Origin of the sequence: Flavobacterium hungaricum, assembly GCF_015182285.1 — a bacterium.
Classification (GTDB): Bacteria; Bacteroidota; Bacteroidia; order Flavobacteriales; family Flavobacteriaceae; genus Flavobacterium; species Flavobacterium hungaricum.
On the sequence record NZ_PRDM01000002.1, the window covers coordinates 1128758 to 1142392 of the forward strand.

7 protein-coding genes are annotated in these 13635 nt (G+C 34.6%); 4 read left to right on the forward strand and 3 right to left on the reverse strand.

The window, feature by feature from the left end; all coding sequences use genetic code 11:
* The first annotated feature begins 202 nt into the window (after positions 1-202).
* The 3 genes from C4F50_RS12770 (at position 203) to C4F50_RS12780 (ending at position 8451) form a co-directional block, all read left to right on the forward strand.
* A complete protein-coding gene (locus C4F50_RS12770; RefSeq protein WP_194139041.1) occupies positions 203-5314 on the forward strand; it encodes a translocation/assembly module TamB domain-containing protein in 5112 nt (1703 codons plus the stop codon).
* Positions 5298-7616, forward strand: a complete 2319-nt coding sequence (gene tamL / locus C4F50_RS12775; protein WP_194139042.1) for a translocation and assembly module lipoprotein TamL — start codon at positions 5298-5300, stop codon at positions 7614-7616. The genes C4F50_RS12770 and tamL overlap by 17 nt, the downstream gene beginning before the upstream one ends.
* A gap of 205 nt (positions 7617-7821) precedes the next feature.
* Complete coding sequence (locus C4F50_RS12780; protein WP_194139043.1) at positions 7822-8451, forward strand: DUF4230 domain-containing protein; 630 nt, start codon at positions 7822-7824, stop codon at positions 8449-8451.
* Positions 8452-8670: 219 nt separating this feature from the next.
* Here C4F50_RS12780 and C4F50_RS12785 read toward each other — a convergent pair whose 3' ends face one another.
* Positions 8671-10425, reverse strand: a complete 1755-nt coding sequence (locus C4F50_RS12785; protein ID WP_194139044.1) for an aromatic amino acid hydroxylase — start codon at positions 10423-10425, stop codon at positions 8671-8673.
* A gap of 230 nt (positions 10426-10655) precedes the next feature.
* Here C4F50_RS12785 and C4F50_RS12790 point away from each other — a divergent pair, with 230 nt between their 5' ends.
* Positions 10656-11738, forward strand: a complete 1083-nt coding sequence (locus C4F50_RS12790; protein WP_194139045.1) for a DKNYY domain-containing protein — start codon at positions 10656-10658, stop codon at positions 11736-11738.
* Between the two features lie 11 nt (positions 11739-11749).
* Here C4F50_RS12790 and C4F50_RS12795 read toward each other — a convergent pair whose 3' ends face one another.
* Positions 11750-12133: a group III truncated hemoglobin gene (locus tag C4F50_RS12795; RefSeq protein ID WP_194139046.1), complete on the reverse strand. Its 384-nt coding sequence runs from the start codon at positions 12131-12133 to the stop codon at positions 11750-11752.
* A 78-nt stretch (positions 12134-12211) separates the two neighbouring features.
* On the reverse strand, positions 12212-13456 hold the full coding sequence (gene ilvA, locus C4F50_RS12800; protein WP_194139151.1) for a threonine ammonia-lyase IlvA: 1245 nt from the start codon (positions 13454-13456) through the stop codon (positions 12212-12214).
* Positions 13457-13635 lie beyond the last annotated feature (179 nt).

A 13635-nucleotide genomic window follows, 5' to 3' on the forward strand; every position in this document is an offset into this window, starting at 1 on the left:
AATATTTTGTTCTTTCACCATCATTGGTTACAAAAAGCTTTGTGCCACAGCTTCTTTGTGGCATAAAAGAACCAATTTGCAGTAAAATTTTAGAATAATCCCCCGAAATTATGTAAATTGTTAAGGTTTAAATTTTACATTTTTGTAAAATGTATAATCCTGCTTTTTTCAGAAGCAATCAAATCCTGTATTTAATTGACGTATGAATAAGAAAACGACTCATTTTCTAAAAAAAACATTGCGTGTACTTTTATGGTGCGTCGTTTCTATAATTGCACTTTTATTACTTCTTATCATTTTAATTCAGGTTCCGTCGGTTCAAAATTTTGTCAAAGACAAGGCAATAACCTATCTGCATAACAAAATTAAAACTAAAGTTTCTTTAGATCATATCTCTATTAAATTTCCAAAAGATGTAGTTCTGGAAGGGTTTTATTTTGAAGACCAGAAAAAAGATACACTGCTGGCGGGTAAAAGGCTGGAAGTAGATGTCGATCTGTTTAAATTGATAAGCAGTGAACTCGAAATCAATTCTGTTATTTTAGAAAATACTACTGCCAATATCTCTAGAAACAAAGAAGGCGTTTTTAACTTTGATTACATCATAAAAGCTTTTGAATCTAAAGAACCAAAAGTTGAAGATCCAGACAGTAAGCCTTTTAAAATCTCAGTCGTAAAAGTAAATCTCGACCAAATCAATTTTAATTTTAAAGATGATTATTCTAAAAATGATATTCGGGTAAAACTGACTCATTTTGATACCAAGTTTAATAAATTCGATCTGGATCAAATGAATTTTGATATTCCGAATATTGCCTTAGACGGATTAAAAGTCGTTTTAAATCAAGATGTTGTAGAGAAAATCGCAGAAGTTTCTATTAAAACAGTTGATACTGTTTCGAAACGGCCGGATTTTAAATTAAAATTAGGAAAAATTGCATTATCAAAAATTGATATAGCTTATGATAATAAAGATTCCAGATTAGATTCTGGAATAAAATTAGGAAACTTAAATTTAGCAGTAAATGAAATCGATCTTACAAAACAGCTTTTGGATTTTGATACTTTTGAAGTTAAAAATCTTAAAGGAAATCTACGTCTGGGTGCAAAAGATAAGCAGATCCAGGCACCAAGCCTCGACACCACAGCCATAAAACAAGCGGGATGGAAAGTAAAACTCAATCAAGTTGATTTAGAAAATATTGCGTTCCAATTTGACGATATGCAGTCAAAACCTGCGGCAAAAGGAATTGATTATGCGCACATGGATTTGAGTAAATTCAACTTTGAGGCCGAAAAGCTCTATTATTCAAGCGATACCATTTCGGGAAATATTAAAACGTTGACTGTAAATGATAAAAGCGGTCTTCAGATTCAATCCCTTAAAACCGAATTCTTTTACGGGCCCAAAAATGCTTCTTTGCACAATCTGTATTTAAGAACTCCTCAGACACTCGTTCAAGATAAAATTGACGTGAAATATGCTTCTCTGGAGGCGCTTAAAAAAGATTTAGGTAATCTGAGTTTAGATGCCAATTTAAAACAATCTAAAATCGGTTTTAAAGATATTCTTCTTTTTGTGCCTGATTTGCAAAAACAAAATCCTTTTAAAAGCAATCCCAATGCAGTTTTGAGTTTGAATGCAAAAGTAAAAGGAAAAGTAAAAGATTTAAATATTGCGCAGTTTGAAATGAGTGGTATCGGAACGACAAGAGTTTCCCTTTCGGGGAAAATCAAAGGACTTCCTGATGCGCAAAAATCGTATTTCGATTTAAATATTAAAAAACTTTCCAGTACTTCAAAAGATATCAATTCGTTTGTGCCGGCAGGAACAATTCCGAAGAACATTGAGATTCCGTCACAAATTAGTTTGACAGGAAAGTTCAAAGGTTCTGTGCAGAATTTCAATACCAACTTAGCTTTAAACAGTAGTTTTGGAAATGCAAAAGTGGATGCGCTTTTTGATCAGCGCATTAAAAAAAGAGAGAAATACGACGCAACGGTTTATTTATTAGATTTCGATTTAGGCCGATTAATCAAAAACGATTCTATCGGAAAAATTACGCTTAAAGCGAAAGTAAAAGGAACAGGTTTAGATCCAAAAACGGCAAATGCAGCGATTGATGGTTTGGTTAAGAAAGCCGTTTTTAATCGATATGAATACAAAGATTTAGCTTTAAAAGGCAGTATAGAAAACGGTTCTTTTGCAGTGCAATCTGGAATGAAAGACCCGAATCTTAAATTTGAATTAACAGCCAGCGGCGATACAAAAGATAAATATCCGTCAGTAAAACTAAAACTGAATTTGGATATTGCCGATTTAGAAAAATTAAATCTGCACGCGGGACCAATGAAATTGCGTGGTAATGTAGATGCAGATATTGCCAACAGCAATCCGGATTTCTTAAATGGGAAAGTGTTTCTTTCGAACATTCAAATTTTAAAAGAAGCAGAACCAATCGTTTTAGACTCGATTCGCGTTGTGGCTTTTGCCGATAAAGACAGCAATTCGATTAAAATTTCGTCGCAGTTTTTAAAAGCAGAGGTGGTCGGAAAATACAAACTGACGACTTTGGCCAATTCAATTCAAAATTCATTATCAAAATATATTGAGCTGCAGAATCCAAAAGTAAACGCGGAGTCGGATGAACAAAGATTAGCATTTACATTAAAAGTAGACAACGATCCGATATTGTTTAAATTATTGCCAAAACTTACCGGTTTAGAGCCTTTTACAATAACGGGGAATTATAATAATAAAACCGATTCTCTGGCTGTAAAAGGAACAATTCCGCGCATTGTTTATGCTGAAAATACCATTTCTGATGCCAAAATAAATATCGAAGCCAAAGAAAATGCGTTAGAATATTTGGTTTCTGTGGCCGGCATCGAAAGCGGTTCGCTTAGAATTCCGTTTACTAGTCTGTCTGGAAACGTTCAGAATAATATTTTGACTTATGCGCTGGAAGTAAAAGATGCGAAAGAAAAACAGCAATACTATATCGCCGGAAATTTGAACCATGAAAATGCTAAAAACATTTTTAAAATTGATGCAGAATCTTTTGTCTTGAATTATGATAAATGGAGCATTGATCCCGAAAACGCCGTTGAATTTGGAGATAAACGACTTTACATCAATAAATTTTATTTGGATAATGCAGGGAATCAATTAAAAATACAATCGGAAGGAACTGAAAATAATGCGCCCCTCAAAGTGGAGTTTGTAAACTTCAACATTGAAACCATTATGAATATCGTTAAAAAGGACGAGAAATTAATGCAGGGTTTGATAAACGGTTCTGCTTTGGTAGAAAACGTAATGACAAGTCCAACATTCACTTCAGATTTAAAAATTGATGATTTTACTTTTAAAGGAGAAAAAGTCGGTGATCTAGAAGTAAAAGTAGACAATAAAACGGCCAATACGCTTGCAGCAAATGTGGTATTAAGTGACGAAGGAAACGATCTGAAACTTACAGGAGATTATCAGCTCGATGCCGGAAATTTTGATTTGGATTTAGTTATTAATAAGCTGAACATCAAAAGTATTCAAGGCTTTAGTATGGACAATATCAAAGAAGGAAGCGGCTATTTGTCAGGGAATTTTAAAGTTACTGGAAATACTGCAGCGCCAAAGGTTAACGGTGAATTAAACTTTAACGATGCTGCTTTTAGAGTAACGCAGCTCAATTCGTATTTTAAAGTTAAACAAGAAAAAATTGCCATCAATAACGGTACTATTTCATTTGATAAATTCTCACTTTTAGACGAAAATGATAACGAATTATTTGTAGACGGCGATATTAAGACACCTGATTTTAAAGCGTATAATTTTAATTTATTAGTACAAGCTAATGATTTTAGAGCTATAAATTCTAAAGCAGCAGACAATGATTTGTTTTACGGAGATTTATTTTTAGATACCAAATTAAATATCAAAGGAAATCTGGATGCTCCAGTAGTTGACGGAACAATCAAAATCAATAAAGAAACTAAGTTCTCTGTGGTATTGCCGCAATCAGATCCGTCAATTGCTGATCGTGATGGAATTGTAGAGTTTGTCGATGAAGATAATATGTATCTCAAACAAACTGTTGAGATGCAGAATCAGCTCAATCAATCGGAATTGAAAGGAATGAACGTAAATGTAGCCATTACCATCGACAAAGAAGCCGAACTGAATTTGATTATAGACAAAGGAAATGGGGATTATCTGAGATTGAAAGGAGAAGCAGAACTAGTAGGCGGAATTGATCAATCGGGTAAAACAACTTTGACGGGGAAATATGAGTTTAATGAAGGTGCGTACGAAATGAATTTCAACGGAATCAAAAGAAAATTTGACCTTCAGAAAGGAAGTTTCATAACGTGGAACGGCGAACCGACCTTAGCAAATGTAAATATTACGGCTATTTATAAAGTAAATACAGCTCCAATAGATTTAGTAGGAAGCCAGCTTCCAACTAATGATTCGGCAAAAAGAAATGTGTACAAACAAAAGCTTCCTTTTCAGACTTTATTGAAAATGAATGGTGAATTAATGAAACCTGAGATTTCTTTTGGAATTGTATTGCCTGACGGAAATTACGACGTTTCTTCTGATGTGGTAGAGACGACTCAAGCCAAATTAAAACAGTTGGAACAAGATCCTGCAGAATTAAATAAACAGGTTTTTGCACTCTTGTTATTAAACCGATTTGTGGGCGAAAATCCTTTTGCGAGTGAAAGCGGCGGTACAAGTGCAGAAACCTTAGCGAGACAGAGTGTGAGTAAAATACTTTCGCAGCAATTAAATAATTTGGCGGGCGAACTTATTACCGGTTTTGAAGTGAATTTTGATTTAGAATCTACAGAAGATTATACTTCTGGAAACATGCAAAATCGTACAGACTTGAATGTAGAAGTTTCTAAAAGATTATTAGACGACCGATTGAAAGTAACCGTTGGAAGTAGTTTTGGCGTAGAAGGGAATGAGCGTGCTAATGAAGAAAGTACTAACATTGCCGGTGACGTTGCGCTGGATTACCAATTGACAAAAGACGGACGTTATGTAGTCCGCGCTTACAGAAAAAATCAGTATCAGGTTGCCGTTGAAGGTCAGGTGGTAGAGACAGGTGTTGGTTTTATCATCACGATGAGTTACAATAAATTCAGAGAGCTCTTTCATCGTACCGAAGCTGAAAAAGAATTGATTAAAGAAGAAAAAATCCGAAAAGAGAAAGAAAAGCAGAAAAAGAAAGAGGAGAAGGAAAAAGAACAACTGCAGGAAAATAAGGAAGAAAACAAAATTGAAGGAAATGAGCAAAAAACATAATCATACAACAAACTATTTTACAAAGTGTGTGGCACTGTTTTCCTTGTTTTTTATTTTAGGATGCAGTAACACGAAATATCTTCCAGAAGGTGATTTTTTGTATGTTGGAGGTTCTGTAAAGGTGAAAGATTCGATTATCAAAAAGAAAGACAGAAAAGCGCTGGAAACGGAATTGGAAGGTCTATTGCGCCCAAAACCTAATAAATCGTTCTTAGGATTGCGCCCAAAATTATGGTTTTACAATATTGCGGGCGAACCCAAAAAACAAAAGGGATTAAGATATTGGCTGAAAAATAAGGTTGGAGAAGAACCTGTACTTTTCAGCAAAGTCGATTTGGATTACAATGCATCGGTTTTACGAAATTATACCGAAAACAAAGGCTTTTTCAAAACCCGTGTCAGCGCCGATTCTACTGTTAGAAACAAAAGGGCAACGGCAGAATATGTGGTAACGCCAAGGAAACAATACATCATAAAAAGCGTGACTTTTCCGGACGATTCGCTAAAAATGTCGAAAATTATAGGACGTTCGAGTCGAAGAAGTCTGCTGAAAGTAGGAAAACCGTATGATTTGGATTTAATCAAAGCAGAAAGAGAACGTATCGATGCGAGATTAAAAGAAAAAGGATATTATTATTTTAATCCCGATTATCTTCTGGCACAGGTCGACAGCAGTAAAGGCGATCATGAAGTTAAAATTAAAATTGTAATCAAAAACGAAACGCCGGCAAAAGCCCTGAGAGCTTATACCATTAATAATATATTTGTCTATCCTAATTATTCTCTGGCAAACGATACCATGGTTTACAGACAGAGAGATATTGTAAAATATAAAGATTTTACGATAATTGATACCGCAGATACTTTTAAACCAAGAGTTTTTGACCGAACAATTTACTTTAAAAAAGGCGATTTATACAATAGAAAAGATCATAATTTAACGCTCAATAGATTTGTCAATCTCGGAACCTTCAGTTTTGTTAAAAACGAATTCAAACCTTCTGACAGTATCGATAATGCTTTAGATTCGTACTACTTTCTAACACTTTTGCCAAAGAAATTCATTCGTGTTGAGGTTTTAGGAAAAACCAATTCAGCTAGTTATACCGGAACCGAGATAAACCTGAATTGGAACAACAGAAACTTTTTTAGAGGGGCAGAATTATTTACTGCTTCTGTTTTTGGAGGAGCCGATTTTCAGCTTGGCGGACCTAATAAAGGGAGAAACATTTATAAACTTGGAGGCGAAGTTAGTCTGACTTGGCCGAGATTTATCACGCCTTTTAATATTGAAGGAAACAGCGAATTTGTGCCCAGAACCAAAGCAACGCTTCGTTACGAATATCAAAAAAGAACACAATTGTATGCATTAAATTCGTTTAATACATCGTTTGGTTATTTGTGGAAAGAAAACATTCGTAAAGAACATCAATTAAATGTGATTGATGTGACGTATGTGAGTCCGAATCATGTAACTCCAGAATACCAGCAGGATATTGATGAAGATCCAGCCCTAGGCAGAGTAATAGAAAAACAATTAATTTTTGGACCAACCTACAATTATACGTATACCAATACGATGCAGAAACGCCGAAAAAACACGATCTATTTTAATGGTGAATTAGATTTGGCGGGAAATATCACGGGTTTGGTTACAGGTGCAGATTATAAAAAAGATAATGTAAAAACAATTTTCGATGTTCCATTTAGCCAATATGTAAAAATCAGAACCGATTTTAGGCATTATTTAAAATTGGGAAAAGAAAGCGAATTAGCCAGCAGATTAATTGTAGGTGCAGGATTTGCATATGGGAATTCGAAAACCCTGCCAACGTCCAAACAATTTGTGGTGGGGGGAACCAATAGTATTCGAGCTTTTAGAGCAAGAACTTTAGGGCCTGGAAGTTATGTTATTCCGCCGCAAACAAATCTCACTTACACGCCTGATCAATCTGCAGATTTAAAATTGGAATTCAATACCGAATATCGTGCTAAACTTTTTAGTATCGTACGAGGAGCTGTCTTTTTTGATGCAGGAAATATTTGGCTCTTAAACGCGGATCCCGATAAACCAGGTGCCGAAATTTCAAAAGATTTTATGAAAGAAATTGCAATTGGTGCAGGAGTAGGTTTGCGTTTTGATTTGTCTTTCTTAATTTTAAGAACAGACTTAGCAATCCCGCTTAGAAATCCTGCGTTGCCAGACGGACAAAGATGGTTAATCGATAAAATTGATTTTGGAAATGGTGCTTGGAGAAAAGACAATCTGATTCTGAATATTGCGATTGGATATCCGTTTTAAGTTTTTTAATTTTTTCGCCGCGAATTCACGAATTAGCTCAATTCACAGTTTGCTAAATTTTAATTTCACGAATTTGAATTTGTGAAATTAAATATATTTATCTCAAAGAGGTTAGCGAAAATTCGTGAATTCGTGGCGAAAAGAAAAAAATCATGGCGAAAGATCTCAGAAAAAAGAGCTAAATTGGTCTAAAATATTTTAGAGAATGCAAAACTTGATCAAAAGAATTATAGGTGTTGGTGTTATTGTTTTACTCATTGTGCTCGCTTTTAAGTATTGCGAATTCAAGAAAAGTGATGATTCTGATATCGAATACAATACCAATTTAATTCAACAGCAGATTCTTAACGTAGGAAAACTGGTGGTGACCGAAGGACATTTCTCTGAAGTGGTGACGTATAAAAACCAGCAGAAGTATTTTCTGGATATGCTTTCATTTGAAAAGAAAGCGCTCATTGTAGTCAATGCCGATGTAACAGTTGCTTACGATTTACACCAAATGAAATACGATATCGACGAAAAAAACAAAACAATCACGATTTTAAATATTCCGAAAGAAGAAATTAAAATCAATCCCGATATTAAGTTTTATGATGTTGAACAAAGTAAACTGAATCCGTTTACGGGTGATGATTATAATAAAATCAACAAATCGGTAAAAGCCAATCTGGCCAAGAAAATCGAAAAATCTTCACTTAAAACAAATGCGCAAAACAGACTTATCAGTGAATTGTCTAAGATTCTAATCCTTACAAATTCAATGGGCTGGAAACTGCAATATAATGGCAAAACTATTGAATCTGAGAAAGAGTTTACTGAAGATTTGAAGCTTTAAGTTACTCCGCCATGAAGGCGCTAATACACTAAGTTTTTTTTCCTCATTATTGTCATTTCGACGAAGGAGAAATCTCCACAAGTAGCTCCACAAAGTTTTTACAATCTTTGTGGAATTGTCGCGGAGATTTCTCCTTCGTCGAAATGACAACTGTAAGTAACTTTTAATTGTCGAAAATAAAAAAATCTTTGTGTCTTAGCACCTTCGCAGCAAAAAAAACTAAACTTTCGCAGCAGAAAAAATCAAATCCAAACCGCCAGAAATTAAATGAGAAACTTCAGGGCGTTTTTCTTTTAATTGCTCTAAATATGAAACAACTTCTTGTAAAAGGGCATCAGAAGAATCTTTTAAAAGCTCCGCAATTTCAACAGAAAGCAGCCAATCGTTGGTATGATTTTCTTTTAATTTATGAAAGATGTTTTGAAGTGCTGCAGTTGACTTTTTATTTATACGAATTTCACGAACAGCAGCGTACAGATTTTCCAATTCGTCACGTTCCTCTGTGTGTTTTGTTTTAATGGTCTGTGTAGTTGGGACATTGTTGATCAAATCAAAACTATTGACATCGGCAGGCCCAGAAAAAGCAGAAACTACTTTTTTACCAATGGCCATATCATAATTACCCCATTCTGGCTGAAACAAAATCGTTTCGCCATGCGTTACGGTACAATTTCTAAAACTAATCAGGATAATTTCTCCGTGCAGGTTTCTAGAACCTGTGATAATTTCACCTTCAACAATAATATTGCCTTCAAACTCCAGTTTTACCGTTTCATTTTCGACAATGCTATAAGCTTGTAAATCCTTCGGACTCATATCTTCGATAGCCAGATTAAAACCTTTCAATTTCCCAATCGGACTTCCAAATCCATGCGGATGCGTTAACGTTCCGTGCCCTACCAGTTCTTTTTCTCGGTAAGCCAAAGCCGTTTTTCCCGTAGTCTGAATATAAACCGGTTTATGATCTTCTTCAATAACATTTGTAAAAACACCAGAAATTTGTAAACCTGTACTCAATTCAATTGTTCCCAAAGCATTGGATTGAATCAATTTCTGAATTCCAGAAAGTCCTCCAGTTCTCAGAGCCATTTTATTAGCAAATTCTTCCAGAATCAAACTCAAATAAGAGAAGGTCGGAGTAACATACAATTGCGGTTGTAACTGCGTAATATCAAAATTTTGATTCGCAGCAGTAATATCGTAAGGAATTTTCTTGACGTTATCTGTCATGCACCAGGCACTTTCACCAATAGAAGAAAGTAATCCGGCACCGTATATTTTTGGATTTTCAACCGTTCCGATTAAACCGTATTCGACTGTCCACCAATGTAAATTACGAATCTGTGCCATTTCAGACAATTCGCCCATATTATTTTGTAAATCGGCAACCGCTTTTTCTGCTTCTTCTATTTTTTCCTGCGGTGTATCTTCGGCTTCTTTCAAAATAGAAAGCAGTCGAATTGCCTCATACATCTGGTAATCTTTGTGAGACGAAATCGCTTTACAGCCAATTTCTCCAAAACGTCTTAAATATTCTGCATATTCAGGATTAGCAATTATAGGAGCGTGGCCGGCACCTTCGTGAATAATATCGGGTGCGGGTGTATATTCGATATGTTCCAGCTGACGGATATCTGAAGCGATAACCAAAACATTATAAGCCTGAAATTCCATAAAAGCATTTGGCGGAATAAATCCGTCTACTGCAACAGCAGCCCATCCAATTTCGCTTAAAATGCGATTCATGCCGTACATACTCGGGATAGAATCAACTTCGATTCCCGTTTTCTTTAGTCCATCCAAATAAGAACTGTGTGCGACTTTAGACAGGTAATCTACGTTTTTGCGCATCACATAGCGCCAAACGGCCTGATTAATCGGACTGTAGTCACTATAATCTTGCGGCTTAATAAATTGCTTTAAATGTTTTGGCAATCGATCTAATAGCGGATTAGTTTCAATATTTGGATTCATTTCGAAAACGTTGTAGATTAAAATGTAAAATTACGAATTTCAAGTGCTAAAATAAATTTTTTCTAAATAGATTTTTAAAAATAAGATCGTTTTCTTGCGCAATCTTTAATTTGAAGACTTTGGTATAAAAAACATCTTGATAATTTTTCTTTATCTATTAATGCTAAATATTTCTTGCAAGAAAATGGTTAGTTTTACACCTGCTGTCATTTCAGATCCAATACATAATTATGAAAGTTATTTTAATCGTTTTAGTCCTAGTCATTCTGATTGTTTTAGGTTTTAGATATTTGTTTTTTAAAATCGGGAAACCTGTAAATTTAGAAGTATCGAATTCTTATTTTCATCATTACAGAAAAAGTATAATCGTTTATTCTCCAATGGGAAATTGGTTTGAATTAGGTTATTTTGAGTTAGATGCAGATGTTGCTACTTTTCAGCCTTTAAATGTTGATTTTGGGAAAGATAAAAATAATATTTTCTGGAAAGGAAGAAAGCAGCTGGTTGATTATGATACTTTTGAAGTTGAAGATTTTTATCTCATTAAAGACAAAAATCATGTTTACAGTCGGGATGGCAGAAACTTTAACGAGTTAGAAATAATCAAAGATGCTGATCCTAAAACATATCAGTTGCTAGATCCGTCGATTACAGATTACCGACGTTATTATTGGTTTAAAGACGCTCATTCTGTTTATTATAAAAATAAAAGAATCACTGTAAGTCCAAAAACTTTTAGGCCTTTAAACGACACAATTGCTGTTGATGCTGATTTTATTTATGCAGTTCTCAACTTTAGAGGAGAAGGAGCGAAAATGATTGAGGTTGATGAGGTGGTCCAAAAACACAAAATGATTGAAGGCGAAATTCATGCTATAAACGAAACGTACGCTAGAATTGGTAATTCAGTCGTTTCTGCTTTTACAAAAGCGGAGTTTGAAATCAACACTTTTGATGCTATTACAGTAATCCGTGAAATTGATTATTGGCGAATTATAGTGAATAATCTATTGATTGATAAAGGTGTAATCTATCCCGAAATTGATGCGGAAAGTTTTGAATCATTACGATATGATTTTTCAAAAGACAAAAACGGCGTTTATTATAACTTCAAAAAAATTGCTGGAGCAGATTCTTCAAACTTCGAAATTCTTTCAGATCAATATTCTAAAGATAAGCAAAATGTGTATTTTGAAGATGTGATTTTAAAAGGAGCAGATGCCGAAAAATTCAAATTCTCGTCAGAATATAAAAAATGGGAAGACGGCAAAAATCAATATAAAAATGGACAAATTATAGCATCTACAAAATAAAAGTATTGCTTTTATAATCCCTGATTTCTAAAATATTCAATTTTATGGCTGAACATAAACGCCATATTGGTCGCGCGCATTTTAGCTTCTTCGGTAATTGGGCCGGCAAATTGAGCATCGATTGTTGAATTAAAAATAGCAATCCAGCGATCAAAATGCGTCTTATCTACAGGCAGTTGTTTGTGCGGCGGAAAAGGGGTTCCAGAATAAGCGCGGACATCAAATAAAATGGTCTGCCAGAAATTGTACATTTTTTGTAAATGCGGTTCCCATCGGTCTTGCAGTTTATCGTTAAATATAGGCCCGATAAGGTCATCTTTTCTTACGTTACCGTAAAAAGTATCAACCATTTGTTTAATGTCTTCTATAGTGGTTATATCTTTAAGAGCTGTCATTTTCTTTAGGAATAAAATTGAATGCAAAAGTACGATAACTTTTTTTTGGCTGGCTGATATTTATCATAATCAAATTGTCTAGCCAATCAATTGTGTAAACAAATCCTGATTGTCGTTTAGGTATTGAAATTCAAATCCGTTTTGTGTCATATTGAGTTTGATTGACATGATATCATTTTTGTTTTTCAATTCTAACCCCACAACAACAGAGCCTACTTCGCGGTTGTTTTTTTTATGAAACTGAAAATAAGTGATGTCATCATCGGGTCCTAAAATGTTATTTACAAACTCTTTTAAAGCACCAGGACGCTGTGGGAACTGAATCATAAAGTAGTGCATTAGTCCTTCATACAATAAAGAACGTTCTTTAATTTCTGCCGTTCTTTCAATATCATTATTACTGCCGCTTACAACACAGACTACAGTTTTGCCTTTTATTTTATCTTTATAAAAATCCAAAGCAGCAATGGTTAATGCGCCAGCTGGTTCAACGACCATTGCTTCTTCATTATACAATCTCAAAATAGTAGTGCAGACTTTACCTTCGGGAACCAAAATAATATCGTGAAGATTCTGTTTACAGATTTCAAAAGTTGTGTCGCCGACTTGTTTTACAGCAGCACCGTCAACAAATTTATCAATGGTTTTTAAAGGCGTGTTTTTGTTTTCTTCAATCGAAGTTTTCATAGACGGTGCACCTTTTGGTTCAACGCCGATAATTTTAGTATGCGGACTTAAATGTTTGAATACTTCAGAAAGGCCAGAAGCAAGTCCGCCGCCGCCAATCGGTACAAAAACGTAATCAATAGGTTCTTTATAACTTTCTAAAATTTCCAAACCTACAGTTCCTTGACCTGCAATTACTTTTTCATCATCAAAAGGATGAATAAAAGTTTTATGGTTTTTAATGGCATCCGCAGTTGCAGAGGCGTAGGCATCATCAAAGGTATCTCCGGTAAGCACAATTTCGACAAACGATTTTCCAAATAACTGAACTTGTTTTACTTTTTGTTTTGGAGTTGTTTTGGGCATGTAAATTTTGCCTTGAATCTGAAGTAAACTGCAGGAATATGCAACGCCTTGCGCGTGATTTCCGGCACTTGCGCATACAATTCCGTTTGCTTTTTCTTTTTCGTTTAACGAAGAAATCTTATTGTAAGCACCTCTAATCTTGTACGAACGTACAATCTGTAAATCTTCCCGTTTCAATAAAATGGTTGATTTGAATTCGTCTGAAAGATTTAAATTTTGGGTCAAAGGCGTTGCAGCAACTACACTTTCGAGCTGCTTTTTTGCATTAAGTACTTCGTTAAATAAACTCATCATGTTTTGTTTTTTTGCCAAGAATTACACGAATTGAAACTAATTTTATTCTCTTGGAAAAAACAATTCGTGCTAATTGGTGCAATTCGTGGCTATTTTAAAATCTTTTTTAAAATAAAAAACCTCCCAATTGGGAGGTTTCTATAAATTATATTTTACTTACTTATATAACACCTCGC

Excerpts from the sequence above, each read along its gene's own strand:
- ilvA (WP_194139151.1), bottom strand. The coding sequence starts at position 13,456 with ATGAGTTTATTTAACGAAGTACTTAATGCAAAAAAGCAGCTCGAAAGT.
- C4F50_RS12790 (WP_194139045.1), top strand. The coding sequence starts at position 10,656 with ATGAAAGTTATTTTAATCGTTTTAGTCCTAGTCATTCTGATTGTTTTA.
- tamL (WP_194139042.1), top strand. The coding sequence starts at position 5,298 with ATGAGCAAAAAACATAATCATACAACAAACTATTTTACAAAGTGTGTG.
- C4F50_RS12785 (WP_194139044.1), bottom strand. The coding sequence starts at position 10,425 with ATGAATCCAAATATTGAAACTAATCCGCTATTAGATCGATTGCCAAAA.
- C4F50_RS12770 (WP_194139041.1), top strand. The coding sequence starts at position 203 with ATGAATAAGAAAACGACTCATTTTCTAAAAAAAACATTGCGTGTACTT.
- C4F50_RS12780 (WP_194139043.1), top strand. The coding sequence starts at position 7,822 with ATGCAAAACTTGATCAAAAGAATTATAGGTGTTGGTGTTATTGTTTTA.
- C4F50_RS12795 (WP_194139046.1), bottom strand. The coding sequence starts at position 12,133 with ATGACAGCTCTTAAAGATATAACCACTATAGAAGACATTAAACAAATG.